This window comes from Rossellomorea sp. NPDC071047 (assembly GCF_050270195.1).
Classification (GTDB): domain Bacteria; phylum Bacillota; class Bacilli; order Bacillales; family Bacillaceae_B; genus Rossellomorea.
Genome location: NZ_JBNNJT010000001.1, coordinates 327,853 through 343,601, shown reverse-complemented (window position 1 = coordinate 343,601; position 15,749 = coordinate 327,853). Strand labels below are relative to the sequence as shown.

The following is a 15,749-nucleotide window of genomic DNA, read 5'->3' as shown; positions in this document are numbered from 1 at the left end:
ACCCCTTTTTTCTGTTATTATGTTCCCATTAATCTATATGCAAGAACCGTGCCAACTTTTAAAGTGTTGAAAACGCTTCATTTCCACATATTCAACCATGCAATTTTTTTCATACCACGCAAATTATTTCATGCTAGTTATTTCAATGTTATATTTTTCAATTTTATAATACAAATTTCGCACTGAAACACTTAACGCTTTGGCTGCTGCCGTTTTGTTACCATTATTCTGCTCCAAAACCTTCTGGATTATATTTTTTTCATATTGTTCTACTTGAGTGGCCAAATCCTTGATGTTTCCCGAGGCAACAGCAGCAACCTCTTTAACGTGGCTCTTAGATGTATTCTCCAGTTGAGGTAAATGGTTGCTATCTATCTTCACTTCGTTGTAGTTCATAAAGATAATCGCTCTTCCCAATACATTCTCTAGCTCTCTAACATTCCCCGGCCAATGGTAATTCATTAACTTGTTCATAGCTTCCTCTGTAACCCCTTCAACATTTCTACCGTAATCCTGGTTGATCTTGGTAATCAAGGTTTCAGAAATGAGCGGAATATCTGATTTACGATGTCTCAGAGGAGGTATTTGAATCGGCATTCGGTTGAGCCGGTAGTAAAGATCTTCTCTGAAAGAACCGTCGGCTATTCCTTTTTCCAAATTCACATTCGTCGCCGCGATGACCCGGACATTAATCTGGATGGATTTTGTCCCCCCTACCCGGACAATTTCGTTCTCCTGCAGGACCCTTAGTAACTTGGCTTGAGTGTTGGCGCTTAACTCTCCAATTTCATCCAGGAATATGCTGCCATTATTTGCTTCTTCAAATAATCCTCGTTTACCTCCTCGCTTTGCTCCGGAAAAGGCACCTTCTTCATATCCAAATAATTCACTTTCCAATAGATTCTCCGATAATGCAGCACAATTGACCCTCAGGAATTTGTTGAACTTTCGATCACTTGCATTATGTATCGCGTGTGCAAATAATTCTTTACCCGTACCGGATTCACCCCGCAGAAGAACAGTGGCAGGCGTTTTCGCCCCTAATTTAGCTTGTTCTACAGCAATCATCATTTCCTCTGAGTCCCCGATGATATCTTCAAACATATACTTTGCTTCAAGGGTCCGAATGATTCTTCTCGCGCGATCTAACTCCTGGGTGAGTGACTGAATCTCAGACATATCATGGATGACACCGACACTGCCCTTGAGCTTATTATTTACTATGATAGGAGCTACGTTAACGATTACTTCTTTACGTTTCGGGCCAACACGCATTCTTGTTCCCCTGATGGCTCTTCTTGTTTGCAGGACTTTCAAGTGAATACTCTCACCTTCGGAAATATCTGCTGTTGCCGGTTTTCCGATTACTTCTTCTTGGGTCAGTCCTGTGATTCGTGTATAGGCAGGGTTAATTAATATCCCTTTCCCCTCTTCGTCGACTACAGAAATTGCATCATCGCTGGAATGGATGATAGCTTCGAGCATGGTCTGAATTTCTTTGAGGTTCGTTATCTCCTCTGCAAGATTCACGACCTCCGTTATGTCTTTAAACACAGAAAAAGCACCAATGATTTCATCATTGTCGGTGATCATCGGAATACGATTGGAGATGATCTTCAGCCCATTATCTAACACCACTTCTTGATTGGTTTCAGTACGCCGTGTTTCCATCGTGGTGGTTAATTTACTTTCAGGTATCACTTCGGAGATATGCATCCCGATAACGTCATCCTGCTGCTTCCCGATCATCCGCTCTGCGCTTTTATTATAGAGCATCACACTTCCTTGATCATCAATACCGACCATACCATCATCAGTCGAGTTAAAGATAAGATCTCTTTTAAACGACTCACTTGTTAATTGATGGATGAGATCTTCCTTTTCTTCCAGAAGCTTTGAGATAAGGAAGGCAACACTGCCTGGAATAATGACTGTATTCTTCCCTCGTTTATCCCTTATATCTTCAAACACTTTTTGTTCACCGGTCACTTCAATGACGATATCAACAGTATCATTCAGGAATTGTCGCCAATCCGTACCAACTGGTATCCCCAGCTCTTTAGCCAACAAAATACCTGAAGCGTTTTCATTTAGGTCTACAACTGCAATCACTTTCATGACTGAAGCTTCGTGGAGGATCTTTAAGATCGCAGTTCCACCTTTACCCCCACCGACAATTAGAACTTCTTGCAACATTTTTCACCCCGACTATCAATACCTGCAATTTTTTTCACAAACATAATGTTACACTACTTTTCTAAACTTGACAATTTTCTAGTTGGAGTTAAAATTTTAGTATGGAAGCTAAAAAGGAGTTATGCACCTCATGGTCCGACTAATTGCCCTTATTATAATGTTGATTCCTGGCGCACTTGCCGCACTGGGGATTAAATTGATGAGAGATATGTTATTTGGTATTCTGCAGTCACCCATTCCTTTTTTATGGCTGCAATTCATTATCGGGTTGCTATTCTTTATTTGCGGTCTCGGTTTTATTGCGGGATTTGTTCTCCACCGTGACCGAAAAAGGAATAAAGTACAGTCCCGATTCACTAAAAAAAGCTAGCGTAATATTCTACGCTAGCTTTTTTTATGATCTCTTAATTTCAATGCTCTTTCAGGAAAGTCCGTCACGATTCCTGAACAGTCAATACTCAGAAGTCTCTCCATCTGGTCTATCTTATTTACCGTATAGGGTCTGACAGCTATACCGTTTTTCATGGCTTCCACAATGATCTCATCGGGTGCTGCCTTTAAATTGGGATGTATAGCTTTCGCCCTTATGGACCTGGCATAAATCCAGGGCATATATAGACCCGATGAATACAAAGGAGCAATTTCTACTGCTGGCTCCAATCGGTAACAGGCCACGATCGAATAGTGATTAAATGAAGAAATGATGATTCGATCCTCAAACCCAAACTCCCTGATCAACCCGATCACTTTTTCCTCCAAGCCCTGATAGTCCATAATGCTGTTTTTCAATTCAATATTACAAAGCATCTCATTGCCCTTTAACCATTCAAATACCTCTCTCAATGAAGGCACACGATTTTTTTTAAACAGCTTACTTTTAAATTTGAAGTTCGCCTGCAGCTTTTGAATTTCCTTAATCGTATAGTCTTTGACAAACCCTTTCCCATTGGTTGTGCGATCAACCGTTTCATCATGAATCACGACGATTTCGCCATCTTTTGTCAGCTGAACATCTAATTCAATACCGTCGGCCCCTACTCTTTCAGCTTCATAAAATGCGTCCATCGTATTTTCCGGGTGAGTCCCGGCTGAGCCACGGTGTGCAAAGATTAGCGTCATGAGTGCACTCCCTTTTCTTAAGATAATCTATTCCTGTATGTACATTCTATATCGAGCTTTATGAATGTTTGTCTCTCTCCTATTATATACTTATTTAAAATCTTCTCAAAGGATGAAACCTTTATAAAAAAATCCTGAGAATCTCAGGATTTTTTTGTTTCAATGCAACTAATTAAAACCAGCAGCATCTTCTTCTGCGGCGACGGTCTTCAATACCTCTTACATCGTCTCTGTCACAACGGCGTACAGCTCTGCAGAAATCCTCTCCTCTAATAAAAGCTCTCACAGGAACTCTAAAGTCGTCTCTGTCTCTGTCAAAAGCACCAGCAACATCATCTCTATCACGGAAGCATCCCATTGTCTCACCTCCCCTTAGTTGTTTTTGCATTACATTGTATCTTATGTAAGAATGGACAAGCCGTAAGGGCGTACTCCTACTATTGAAAAAAGAGGCGACTGTTACTGAGAAAAAAACCGAAAAATGATTCGACGATCTCACCCACAAACCAAAAAACCCCACGAATCCACCTGGGCTCATAGGGTCTTAAAATCGTACTATTCAGTTGGAAGATGACTGGACTAGTCCTTACCCTTTCATGAAGCCATATGCTCCAAACGAAGCTTATCAGCGACCATTGCGATGAATTCTGAATTTGTCGGCTTTGCCTTTGACATGCTCACTGTGTATCCGAAAAGAGAAGAGATGGAATCGATATTCCCTCTGCTCCATGCCACTTCAATTGCATGACGAATGGCCCGTTCTACTCTTGAAGCTGTAGTGTTGTATTTTTTGGCAATATCAGGATAAAGTACCTTTGTAATTGAACCAAGTAATTCAATATCGTTATAAACCATAGAAATCGCTTCTCTTAAATATAAGTAACCTTTAATATGTGCCGGAACACCAATTTCGTGGATGATGCTTGTAATACTTGCATCTAAATTTCTTGGTTTTTGTTCTGTATGCATTCTGGATGAGGAAGGTTTTTTGATGATTGGGTTTGATTTACCGCTTACTTGCCTAATGTGACTCACTAGATTTTCCATATCAAATGGCTTTAGGATAAAGTAAGAAGCTCCAAGGTCGACGGCTTTTTTCGTAACATCTTCTTGACCGAAAGCCGTCAGCATGATGACATTAGGAATGCTCTTCTTTTCACGAAGTCGTTCGAGCACAGCGAGCCCGTCCAAATGAGGCATGATAATATCCAATACCAGGACATCAGGATCCACTTCTTCTAACAAATCTAAACAATCTTGGCCATTATGAGCAATCCCTACTACTTCCATATCATTTTGTGAAGCAATGTAGTCCTCCAATAATGACGTAAGTTCACGGTTATCATCCACAACACATACTTTAATCGATTTCACTACAGGTTTCCTCCTCAATCCTAATTAATTCATCTCTGTAATTTTATTCTAAATTACTTTTTCGACAATGCAACCTAAATTCCTTTTATTTTTGAAAAAAACTTAAAAAATATTATATTTTCTTTGATTTTCTAAAGATTTCTTTATATTTCGACCCCATTCGATATCCACTCAACGATTTGTCGAATAATCTTTATTTTAACAAGTTTACCTTACTTTTGGCAAACCTTCCTTAATTTTTATACCCTTCTTTCTGAATCATACCTTAGAACGCTTGCAAATGTTAGAATAAAAAAAGAACCCTTATAAGCACCCACGATCGGGACTTTAGTAAGGGTTTACCACTATTAGCTTGCTCGGTCATGATTTTTCTTGTAAATATCGATTCCCGCTTCACTCAGCATCCATTCAATATGAACGCCATAGCCGCTTGTAGGATCATTTACAAACACATGTGTGACAGCTCCGATGACTTTGCCGTTTTGAATAATCGGGCTTCCACTCATGCCTTGGACGATTCCACCGGTTTTATCCAACAGCTTGGGATCTGTTACTTTCAAAACCATTCCTTTTGTTGCCGGATATTTCTGTGGAATGGTGCTGACAATTTCAATATCGTACATTTCTACATCTTTTCCATCCACCACAGTCAATATCTGGGCAGGTCCTTCTTTCACTTGGTGGGAAAGAGCGATGGGCATTGGCTTATCCATGAGATCGTTACCTATGGATTGATTTAATTCACCAAAAATCCCGAATGGACTGTTCCTGGTTATGTTTCCAATTACGTTGCGATCAGAAGAAAAGCGAGCTAATTTTTCACCAGGTTTTCCATCCGTCCCTTTTTGAATGGAGGTTACTTCTGAATGAACAATTTCACCGTTTTCAACGACAATGGGTTTTTTTGTATCCATATCAGAAATGACATGGCCAAGCGCCCCATACTTTTTGGACTTCGGGTCAAAGAACGTCATTGTGCCGATTCCCGCTGCAGAATCACGAATATACAACCCTAATTTATAGTTTTTTTCCCCTTTTTCTTTTAACGGGAGCAATTGAGTTTTTACGGTCTTCTGTTCACGCTTGATCACAACGTCTAAAGATCGGGATTCTTCTCCTGCTTTCTGAACAAAAGGAGCAACATCCGCAAGTTCTTCAATTTTGGTTCCGTTTATTTCTGTAATCATATCCCCTACCTGAATTCCTGCTTTTTCTCCTGGAGACATCTTACCTGCATCTGTTTCAACCAGATGATGACCTACGACTAACACCCCGACAGTATTTAATTTCACCCCGATGGATTGACCACCCGGGATCACCTTGAAATCTTTCAGTACTTCTACATCGACTTTTTTAATGGGTAACCCAGCTAACTCGAATACCACTTCATCCTTGCCTACAGAACTTCCTTGGATTGAGAGCTGACCTTCCTCTTCTTTCAATTGAACATGTTGATTATCAGACGAACCCATCGTCGTAATAGATGCAGCCTTAGGGAGAGCAACTTGATCCCCTTCCATTACCCTTACAGAGTTCGGAGTATCGATAAACTGTTGAACCGGTTTGTAGAAACCAATAAGACAAAGCGAAACAAGGAGAATTCCACCTATACATTTTCTTAACCAATCTAAACTCAATATATTCACTCTCCTCGCTTCTAATCCACACACACTAACTATTGGCTACAGTTTTAATTTTGCCTTTAAAAGCCACATTTATAACTGGTAATCATGAAAAAAAAGCTACCCGAATTGGATAGCTTTTCATGTTTCTTTAATGGAACCTGCTAACTGCAACAATTCCTTTGCATGTTCCAATGTTAAATCTGTAATTTCCACTCCTGAAATCATTCTGGAGATTTCTTTAATCTTTTCCTTCTCTTGAAGGCGTTTAACCATTGTGCTCGTTCTGCCGCCTGAAAGTTTTTTCGAAATAAACAAATGACAATCCGCCATCGCAGCTACTTGCGGCAAGTGAGATATACACATCACCTGGGAATGAATGGCCACTTGGTAAATTTTTTCAGCGATGGCTTGTGCCACTCTACCACTCACTCCCGTATCCACCTCATCAAAAATGATGGAGGTAATTCCCTGGTGCTTGGAAAAGATCGTCTTCATGGCTAACATAATCCGGGAGAGCTCTCCACCTGAAGCCACTTTGGATAGCGGCTTTAAAGGCTCACCTGGATTGGTAGATATGTAAAACTCCACTGTATCCCAGCCATCTTTTTTAAAATGATGGAAGGAAAACGATTCTTTTTCCCCACTTTTCACAAAACGAACTTCAAATTTCGTTTTATCCATGTATAGTTGCTTTAATTGCTCATGAATACTTGCAGTTAATTTTTTCGCCCATTGCTTTCTCGTTTGCGACAGATTTCTCGCCTCTAATGATAAATCTTTCTCAAGTGATTGTAATTTACTTTGTAAATGTTCGACATGAGAATCTTTGTTCATGATGGTTTCGATTTCTTCTTCAATCTTTGAACTGTATGCGAGAATTTCTTCCACAGAGGATCCATACTTTCTCTTTAAACCGTTAATCTCGTTCAGTCTCGTCTCGATGAGATCCAAACGATTCGGTTCAAATTCAAGTTGATCTAACTCCCCTCTTACTTGTTGAGCAGCATCTTCAAGCATATAAAAAGCATTCGAAACAGATTCCAGGGTCTTATCATATTGAGAATCCACCTCTGCAGCTGTCTCGAGATGACTCATGGCAAGGCCTGTCCAGTCCAGCCCTTTCCTCTCGCCTTGTATGCTGTCATAAGAAGTCTGCAGCGCTTCAAAAAGCTTTTCAAAGTTCATAAGCTTCCGCTTCTCTTCCATAAGCTCATCATCTTCGTTTAATTGCAGGTCCGCATCATGAATTTCTTTAAGCTGAAACTGAATGAGATCCAATCGATGCGCCATCTCCTGCTCGTTCTCATTAAGCCTGTTTAGCTGCTTATAAATGGATAGGTACTCTTTGTATACATCTCCGTAACTGGAGAGACCTGAAGCGATTTCTTTTCCACCGAATTGATCCAATAAGGATAGATGCAGGCTTTCGTTCATCAGCTCTTGATGCTCATGCTGTCCATGAATATCAATAAGTGAAGCCCCGATTTCCCTCATGATCGCAATCGTCACTAGCTTACCATTGATCCTGCAAACACTTTTCCCTGTACTCGAGATATCTCTTCGAAGGATGATCATGCCTTCTTCGATCTCTATCCCGAAGCTCGCCGCTTTCAGAAAGCAAGGATGCGTTTCATTATCAAGAATAAATAACCCTTCAATTTCAGCCTTCTTCTCCCCGTGCCGAACGTATTCCGAGGATCCTCTTCCGCCAACCAATAAGTGAATGGCATCAATGATAATCGACTTCCCAGCTCCAGTCTCCCCTGATAGAACGGTCAGACCTTCTTCAAAAGAAAGAGAGAGGGATTCAATTATGGCGAAATTTTTGATTGATAGTTCTTGTAGCAAAACATTCACCTCAAATAAAAAGGAACTTTTCCCTCAAACAATTTAAAAGAAAAGCTTCCTATTGGATTTTGTATGAAAGCTGCAAATACCCAGCCCATTAAATTAGAATTGATCCTACAATTTATAGCATGTCTAAAAAACGTTCTGAAACAATCTTCGTTTCTTCTTCAGTGCGGCATATGATCAAACATGTGTCATCCCCACAAATGGTTCCCAGTATCTCTTCCCAGTCCAGGTTATCAATTAAAGCACCGATAGCATTAGCATTACCAGGTAGAGTCTTCATGACCAGCATATGTCCGGCCTGGTCCACTTTGACAAACGCATCCGTCAGGGTACGCTTAAGTTTTTGCAGAGGATTAAAGCGCTGATCAGCAGGCAAACTATATTTGTATCTGCCATCCATCAACGGCACTTTAACTAAATGCAATTCTTTAATATCCCTCGACACGGTAGCCTGGGTCACATTAAAGCCAGCATTCTTAAGACTTTCCACCAGCTCATCCTGTGTTTCCACATCTCTATTCGTAATGATTTCTCTTATTTTTATATGTCTTTGCCCTTTGTTCATCATAGAACATACACCTCTTACATTTGATTAAAACCTGTATAAATATACCTCTACGCTTATGTTAGCCTATTTTGTATGGAAGTACAATAAAAAAGAAAAGCGGAAGGGGCTTTGCCCAGAGGCGACAAGCATAAGACGAACATGCCTGAAAGGCGCTTTTTGCCTTTTGGGCATGTTTGACTTATGACCTCGAGCCTCTAAGCTCTGTAGCTGGACAATAAGAAAAGCGGAAGGGGCTTGGGTTGGCCCGACAAGCATATGGAGAACTATTAGAAGCTTAGAATACGGAAGTTCAGGATTTATTATCGACTTTCAGTGATTATCGACATTTTAATTTTATTATCGACTTTCCTTTTATCCAATTGTCAACATTCATTTATGGCCCTTCAAAAATGGAAAAAAGCCACCCTTCAAAAAAAGAGCAGCTCACTTCTTATTGCGTATTCGCTTTTAACTGATTATGAGCTTCCTCAATAACCTCATCCGGTGTATTGCTTAAGAAAGATTCGCCACTATCTGAATCCCCGGACCATTTCAGATGGATCAGGAATTCAATATTCCCATCTCCTCCTGTAATAGGGGAATAGGACAAACCGGCAATATGATAGCCTTCTTTAGTAGCCAGGGTCATAATCTTCTCGATTACCATTTTGTGCACGGCTGGATCCCTTACAATTCCTTTTTTTCCGACTTGATTCTTACCTGCTTCGAACTGTGGCTTAATTAAAGCGATACAGTCCCCACCAGGCACCAATAGGGTTTTAAGGACGGGTAATATGAGTGAAAGGGAAATAAAGGACACATCAATGGATGCGAAACTCGGCATTTCACCTTGTAAATCCGCCGGCGTTACGTAGCGGAAGTTGGTTCTTTCCATCACGACGACCCTATCATCCTGTCTAAGCTTCCAGGCAAGCTGATTATACCCTACATCAAGTGCATAGGACATCTTTGCCCCGTTTTGCAGGGCACAATCCGTAAATCCTCCAGTGGAAGCACCAATATCGATCATCACTTTACCGGCCACATCCACATCGAAGACCTGGAGAGCTTTCTCAAGCTTCAAGCCTCCCCGGCTGACATAAGGAATCACTTTCCCTTTCATCGTCAGCGGGATATCTTCACTCACTTTTTCTCCAGGCTTGTCCAATCTCACTTCATTTGAGTAAACAAGTCCTGCCATAACAGCTCGTTTTGCTTTTTCTCTTGTATCGATTAATCCTCGTTCTACCAGGAGTACATCTACGCGTTGTTTTTTTACTTTCATCATTAAGCCCTTTTTTGTTTTTTTGGTGTTATGGTTAAAATACGGTCTACGACATTTTCTTTAGTCATACCGATTTCGTTCAGCAATTCCTTCACGCTTCCATGCTCGATGAAGTAATCAGGAATTCCTATGCGGTCGATCACGGCATTATGGTAACCCTGTTCTTGTGCGAACTCAAGGACACCGCTTCCGAATCCTCCTTGAAGAACCGCCTCTTCTATCGTTAAAATAGGCATTTCTTCTCCTAGGATACTCTTTAACATCGCTTCGTCCATTGGTTTAATGAATCTTGCATTCACGACCCGAACGGAAAGCCCTTGTTTCTCAAGCTCCGCCGCCGCTTCCATCGCCATTGGGATCGTGGTACCAAACGTCAGGATAGCCGCATCTTTCCCCTGCTTTAACACTTCCCATGTTCCGATTGGAATGTTTTTCAGCTCTGAATCCATAGGCACTCCATATCCGTTTCCACGAGGATAACGTAACGCAATTGGACCATCATTATACTGCAGAGCCGTATTGACAAGATGTTGACCTTCATTTTCGTCCTTAGGCATCATGATCACCATATTCGGTAAATGCCTTAAAAAGGCAATATCGAATACACCTTGATGCGTCTCACCATCGGCACCGACTAATCCCGCACGGTCAATCCCGATGAAGACATTTAAGTTTTGTCGGCATATATCGTGAACCACTTGATCGTACGCTCTTTGCAGGAATGTTGAATAAATGGCCAGGAATGGCTTCATATTCTGGGTAGCAAGACCCGCTGCAACAGTAGTTGCATGCTGCTCGGCGATTCCTACATCAAACATTCGATCGGGGAATTCTTCAGCAAATCCAAGCAGTTTGGACCCAACCGGCATGGCTGGAGTGATCGCAACAATTCGTTCATCCTCACGGGCAATCTTTCTGACGGTCTCACTTACAAGCCCACTCCAGGAAGGGGGGGCATTTATTGGTTTAATCAGGTCTCCTGTGTCAATCTTGTATGGACCCGTACCATGCCATGTGCCCTGCTTGTCTGATTCAGCAGGATGAAACCCTTTTCCTTTTTTCGTTATCACGTGTAAAAGGACAGGACCTTTTGTTTTCTTCGCATACTGGATGTTTTCAGATAAATCATTATAATCATGGCCATCGATTGGACCAAGATAGGTAAAACCTAATTCTTCAAAGAACATACCTGAAACGAATAGATATTTTAAACTGTCTTTTACCCGCTCAGCCGTACTTGCTAATTTTCCGCCGACAGCAGGGATTCGTTTAAGAATGTATTCCATTTCATCCTTCACCCAGTTGTACTTCCCAGCAGTGCGCAAACGGCCCAGAACACTGTGAAGGGCTCCAACGTTTGGGGCAATGGACATTTCATTATCATTTAAAACGACGATCATATCTTTCTTTTCATGACCGATGTGGTTAAGTGCCTCGAGTGCCATACCGCCCGTTAAGGCACCATCTCCGATCACAGGGATGATGAAAGAATCTTCTTTTTTGACATCCCTTGCGATTGCCATACCCATGGCTGCGGATAGTGAAGTAGAGCTATGTCCCGTTTCCCATACATCATGCTCGCTTTCATTGCGTTTTGGGAAACCACACAACCCTTTGTATTGTCGCAACGTATCAAACTGACAAGCACGGCCAGTCAAGATCTTATGTACATACGACTGATGACCAACATCCCAAAGGATTTTATCTTTTGGACTTGAGAAATGCTTATGAAGGGCAACGGTTAATTCGACCACCCCTAAGTTTGGACCAATATGACCGCCAGTCTTAGATAGATTCTTTATTAAGAAATGGCGAATCTCTTGACTGAGCTCTTCTAATTGTTCATTTGACATATTTTTAAGAAAAGAAGGCTCCTTTATTGATAATAAATCCATGGGGTCCACTCACTTTCATCACTAAATATTTTGTTTCGCACGCTTGTAACGTTTTTTCTTGTTTTTATCTTTTTTGTCTTTTTTATCTTTAATCACTACGATATGAAATCGATCTTCAAAAAATTGTAGAACTTTACCAACTCTAAATATTATATCCTTAGAATAGGTGATAGCAAACGTTTTTCCAAGCGCTTTGCCTCCAACGGTCAAGGAAGCTATGATACTTGTCAGTGTTACGCTTACAATATATTCCCTTAAAGAGCCGCCTTCAAGCTGAAAAGATACGGCTAATTGGATAATGACAATCGCTGACGCAGTACCACTTATAATCCCTGAAATATCGCCGATTACGTCGTTACAGAAGCTTGCGAACCGGTCTGCGTTCCGGACGATTTTGATTGAATAACGTGCACCGTACACTTTTTTGGCCGCCATGGCATGAAAAGGGGTTTCATCAGCAGCCGTTGCAGCAATCCCCAGCATATCAAAGAAGATTCCGATAAAAACGATGATCAATACAACAACCAGCCCTGTATACCACGCGACTCCATTTAAAACCATATTGGATGTAACTGAAAAAATAGCCGCTAACACAAATGTGATAACGGCAATGCTGACACTCCACTTTATTGAGTTTTTCATTGTTTCATTCATTATCGTTTAAACACACCGTTTCTATTGTGTAAATATTATCAATACTATGTAATTGGATGGTCATATAAAGAGTAAAAATTGCAGCTTAGGTCCAGTAGGTTTTCCCAATCAGATACCGGATGTTGCCATACCGGCGGTTTCCCTTTAAATCCGACTTAGCCGCGTCACCACAAGCTAGACTGGATTACCACTTAGTCCGCACTATAATCCTCTTTATATGTCCGAATATGAACAGTCTAGGAGTTTTCCTCAACAGTCCTTAACGCAATCCTTAGCCTCTTTTGCAAAGAGGATTTCATATGGGCGAAAAAGCACATATCAATGGCCAACTGATGTGTACCTTGTAACCATAATCCCCTCTCTCTTCACTCAAGGCAGGCTACGCTGCTAGTGAATCATCACATCGCAGGTTCATACTTTGTTCTTATTGCATATGCTTATGCCAGCATAAGAAACAAAGCCTCCGCGGCTTGCGGGTCAACGCCCACATGCCATTGTGGATCGCCCTCAAGCCTTACTCCCAGATATGACCCAAGGCTGGGCGCCTCAAGCCAATTCCAGGAACTTCATCGATGTGCCCTTTAGTGGATTTTTAGGCCCACCTTCAGGATTGGTGGACTGACTAGAATACTGCACCACCCAAATTTTCATTCTAGTGATATTATAACATATGTTAAATAATTTGCTCAAACATAGAATGGTTTTAATGATTCCGGGCAACGATTAATTGGGCAATTTCGGTAAGGAGACTGGAATCGATTGTCATTTGATCCAGTGAGGATAACGCTTCGTTCAAGTGGAAGTGAAGCTTTTCCTTAGCTCCTCCTATCGTCAAGAGACTTGGATATGTACTCTTATGTTTCGATTCGTCGCTCCCCACTGGCTTTCCAATAATTTCTTCGGAGCCTTCAATATCAAGGATGTCATCTTGAATTTGAAAGGCAAGGCCAATATGATAAGCAAATTGCTTTAGTAATTCAAGTTGCCCTTCCGACGCATCGGAGATAATTCCGCCTGCCAATACACTAAACGTCAGTAACTTACCTGTTTTATGCTCATGAATGCTTTCGAGTTCTTTTACATTAAGCTTCTTATTTTCCCCTTCAATATCCGCTACTTGTCCACCAACCATGCCTTCCGGTCCTGCACATTTTGCTAAAAGACCGATGAGCCTTACCTTGTGATCACTTGTAAGGCCCTTGTCCTCTGCAATCATTTGAAAACTGTAGGTTAGTAAAGCATCACCGGCTAAAATCGCCATCGCTTCACCAAACATTTTATGATTGGTCGGCTTCCCCCTTCTCAAATCGTCATCATCCATGGAAGGAAGGTCGTCATGTATCAAGGAATAGGTATGAATCATTTCAAGGGCAGACGCAGTATTTAACCCTCGTAACGGGTCTTTATTAAAGGCTTTGATCGTAGCTAAAAGGAGGATGGGACGAATTCTCTTTCCACCTGCTTGCAAAGAATAGATCATAGCTCTCTTCAAGTTAGAGGGCATAGAAAGGCTGTCTACAGTCTGGACCATATGGTTGGTAATCATTTCTCCATGCTTTACTTGAAATTCTTTCAAATCAACGTGAGGATTCACCCTTTATTCCTCCTCATCCAGATCGAAGGCTTTTTCCCCTTCATCTGTCATCATTTTTGTTAATTGGTTTTCTGCTTTTTGCAACGTATCATGACAGTATTTCGAAAGATCCATTCCTTTTTGATAGAACTCTAACGCTTTCTCCAAAGGAACTTCTCCCTCTTCTAATTTCTCAACAATCTCTTCCAGTTGTTCCATAGCTGTTTCAAATGATAATTCTTCTTTAGACTTTGCCATTATTTTCACGCTCCTCAACTGATTCAACTTCGCAATGTATTTTTCCATCCCTGACATTTATCTCTAGACGGTCACCAGCTTTGACTTGCTTGGATGATTTGATCAATGTATCATCATCCTGATAAACCAGGCTGTACCCCCTGTCCATGATTTTCAAAGGACTGAGGGCATGCAAGGTAGACAGGGAAGAACTGAAACGATTGTTCTTTTCTTTCAGTACCTGCTTAAATTGCTTATCTACCCTCGACTTCATAAATAAGACTCTTTCGCGTTGAATGGAAATGAGTTGCGAAGGATGCACACGTTGAAGTCTTGAGTGAAGCCGGGTTAATTGGTCACGGTTTTGTCTCACATGCAAACTTATGTTTTTCTGCAGCTGGTCGGTCAGCCGGTCGACAGTTTCAATTTTTTGTTGATACAGATTACGCGGATTTCTTAAAGCGTAAGACTTAGTTAAACTATTTAAGCGGCTGCGCTCACTTTGAAGCTTAGTCTTGAACGCTTTGATCAGTCGTAATTTTCGATTCATGATCCTTTCCAGTAAATCATCAATGTGGGGAACCGCTAATTCTCCCGCAGCTGTTGGTGTAGGAGCTCTTAAGTCGGCTACAAAGTCAGCGATCGTAAAGTCTGTTTCATGTCCGACAGCAGAAATGACGGGAACTTTTGACTCAACGATGGCTTTTGCCACAATTTCTTCGTTAAACGCCCATAATTCTTCAATCGAACCACCACCACGGCCGATAATCAACACGTCAATATCGCCTAGATCATTTACCTTTTTCATTGCCCCGGCAATCGATCCTGCCGCTTGTTCCCCTTGAACCAAAGCAGGGAAAATGAGGATTTCCCCAATAGGATATCTTCTTTTGATAGTTGTAATAATATCTCTGATTGCAGCACCTGTCGGAGATGTCACAACGGCAATTCGCTTCGGAAACTTAGGAATCACACGTTTTCGGCTTTGATCGAAATAACCTGCTTGCTCGAGCTTCTCTTTCAACTGCTCATAGGCCAAATACAGCTCACCGATTCCGTCAGGCTGCATTTCTTTTACATAGATCTGATATTGCCCGCCTGATTCGTAAACGGAAATATCTCCCCGGATCAACACATTCATTCCATTTTCAGGCCTGAATTTCAGTGATTGATTGTTACTTGAAAACATGACAGACAAGATACGGGCTTTTTCGTCTTTCAAGGTAAAGTACATATGGCCGCTTGAATGTCTTTTGAAATTAGAAATTTCTCCCCGTACGAATAGATTGGATAAATGGGGATCCCTATCGAATTTGCGCTTTATGTATTTTGTCAGAGCTTGTACCGTTAAATAACGTGATTGATCGAGTTCCATGCTCAAGTGACTCCT

13 protein-coding genes are annotated in these 15,749 nt (G+C 41.3%); 1 reads left to right on the top strand and 12 read right to left on the bottom strand.

Annotated features, from left to right (window positions below):
• Positions 1-123 precede the first annotated feature (123 nt).
• A complete protein-coding gene (locus tag ACQKFO_RS01725) occupies positions 124-2,193 on the bottom strand; it encodes a sigma 54-interacting transcriptional regulator (RefSeq protein WP_427597763.1) in 2,070 nt (689 codons plus the stop codon).
• A gap of 133 nt (positions 2,194-2,326) precedes the next feature.
• On the opposite strand from ACQKFO_RS01725, the gene ACQKFO_RS01720 reads away from it, so the two are divergent.
• Positions 2,327-2,566, top strand: a complete 240-nt coding sequence (locus tag ACQKFO_RS01720; RefSeq protein WP_427596587.1) for a DUF2627 domain-containing protein — start codon at positions 2,327-2,329, stop codon at positions 2,564-2,566.
• Positions 2,567-2,580: 14 nt separating this feature from the next.
• On the opposite strand, the gene ACQKFO_RS01715 is transcribed toward ACQKFO_RS01720, so the two are convergent.
• The 11 genes from ACQKFO_RS01715 to xseA form a co-directional block, all read right to left on the bottom strand.
• Entirely contained in the window at positions 2,581-3,315 is a 735-nt protein-coding gene (locus tag ACQKFO_RS01715; RefSeq protein WP_427596586.1) for a glycerophosphodiester phosphodiesterase, read from the bottom strand.
• Positions 3,316-3,909: 594 nt separating this feature from the next.
• Positions 3,910-4,689: a sporulation transcription factor Spo0A gene (spo0A, locus tag ACQKFO_RS01710; RefSeq protein WP_044340055.1), complete on the bottom strand. Its 780-nt coding sequence runs from the start codon at positions 4,687-4,689 to the stop codon at positions 3,910-3,912.
• A 347-nt stretch (positions 4,690-5,036) separates the two neighbouring features.
• Positions 5,037-6,326 carry a SpoIVB peptidase gene (gene spoIVB, locus ACQKFO_RS01705; RefSeq protein WP_427596585.1) on the bottom strand — a complete coding sequence of 430 codons (1,290 nt, stop codon included), beginning with the start codon at positions 6,324-6,326 and terminating at the stop codon, positions 5,037-5,039.
• A 126-nt stretch (positions 6,327-6,452) separates the two neighbouring features.
• Positions 6,453-8,162 carry a DNA repair protein RecN gene (gene recN / locus ACQKFO_RS01700; protein ID WP_427596584.1) on the bottom strand — a complete coding sequence of 570 codons (1,710 nt, stop codon included), beginning with the start codon at positions 8,160-8,162 and terminating at the stop codon, positions 6,453-6,455.
• Between the two features lie 121 nt (positions 8,163-8,283).
• Positions 8,284-8,733, bottom strand: a complete 450-nt coding sequence (gene ahrC / locus ACQKFO_RS01695) for a transcriptional regulator AhrC/ArgR (protein ID WP_044340153.1) — start codon at positions 8,731-8,733, stop codon at positions 8,284-8,286.
• A gap of 433 nt (positions 8,734-9,166) precedes the next feature.
• On the bottom strand, positions 9,167-10,000 hold the full coding sequence (locus ACQKFO_RS01690; protein WP_427597761.1) for a TlyA family RNA methyltransferase: 834 nt from the start codon (positions 9,998-10,000) through the stop codon (positions 9,167-9,169).
• Positions 10,001-10,002: 2 nt separating this feature from the next.
• Complete coding sequence (dxs, locus tag ACQKFO_RS01685; protein WP_427596583.1) at positions 10,003-11,895, bottom strand: 1-deoxy-D-xylulose-5-phosphate synthase; 1,893 nt, start codon at positions 11,893-11,895, stop codon at positions 10,003-10,005.
• Positions 11,896-11,916: 21 nt separating this feature from the next.
• On the bottom strand, positions 11,917-12,549 hold the full coding sequence (locus ACQKFO_RS01680) for a hypothetical protein (protein WP_113970455.1): 633 nt from the start codon (positions 12,547-12,549) through the stop codon (positions 11,917-11,919).
• Positions 12,550-13,252: 703 nt separating this feature from the next.
• Positions 13,253-14,125, bottom strand: a complete 873-nt coding sequence (locus ACQKFO_RS01675) for a polyprenyl synthetase family protein (protein ID WP_427597760.1) — start codon at positions 14,123-14,125, stop codon at positions 13,253-13,255.
• A gap of 21 nt (positions 14,126-14,146) precedes the next feature.
• Positions 14,147-14,380 carry an exodeoxyribonuclease VII small subunit gene (gene xseB / locus ACQKFO_RS01670; protein ID WP_148969580.1) on the bottom strand — a complete coding sequence of 78 codons (234 nt, stop codon included), beginning with the start codon at positions 14,378-14,380 and terminating at the stop codon, positions 14,147-14,149.
• Entirely contained in the window at positions 14,367-15,734 is a 1,368-nt protein-coding gene (gene xseA / locus ACQKFO_RS01665) for an exodeoxyribonuclease VII large subunit (protein WP_427596582.1), read from the bottom strand. Before xseA ends, xseB begins: the two co-directional genes overlap by 14 nt.
• Positions 15,735-15,749 lie beyond the last annotated feature (15 nt).

What these genes read in the sequence shown, in the direction of transcription:
- xseA (WP_427596582.1), bottom strand. Translation starts at nt 15,734, where the DNA reads ATGGAACTCGATCAATCACGTTATTTAACGGTACAAGCTCTGACAAAA.
- ACQKFO_RS01720 (WP_427596587.1), top strand. Translation starts at nt 2,327, where the DNA reads ATGGTCCGACTAATTGCCCTTATTATAATGTTGATTCCTGGCGCACTT.
- ACQKFO_RS01680 (WP_113970455.1), bottom strand. Translation starts at nt 12,549, where the DNA reads ATGAATGAAACAATGAAAAACTCAATAAAGTGGAGTGTCAGCATTGCC.
- dxs (WP_427596583.1), bottom strand. Translation starts at nt 11,895, where the DNA reads ATGGATTTATTATCAATAAAGGAGCCTTCTTTTCTTAAAAATATGTCA.
- ACQKFO_RS01715 (WP_427596586.1), bottom strand. Translation starts at nt 3,315, where the DNA reads ATGACGCTAATCTTTGCACACCGTGGCTCAGCCGGGACTCACCCGGAA.
- ahrC (WP_044340153.1), bottom strand. Translation starts at nt 8,733, where the DNA reads ATGAACAAAGGGCAAAGACATATAAAAATAAGAGAAATCATTACGAAT.
- xseB (WP_148969580.1), bottom strand. Translation starts at nt 14,380, where the DNA reads ATGGCAAAGTCTAAAGAAGAATTATCATTTGAAACAGCTATGGAACAA.
- ACQKFO_RS01690 (WP_427597761.1), bottom strand. Translation starts at nt 10,000, where the DNA reads ATGAAAGTAAAAAAACAACGCGTAGATGTACTCCTGGTAGAACGAGGA.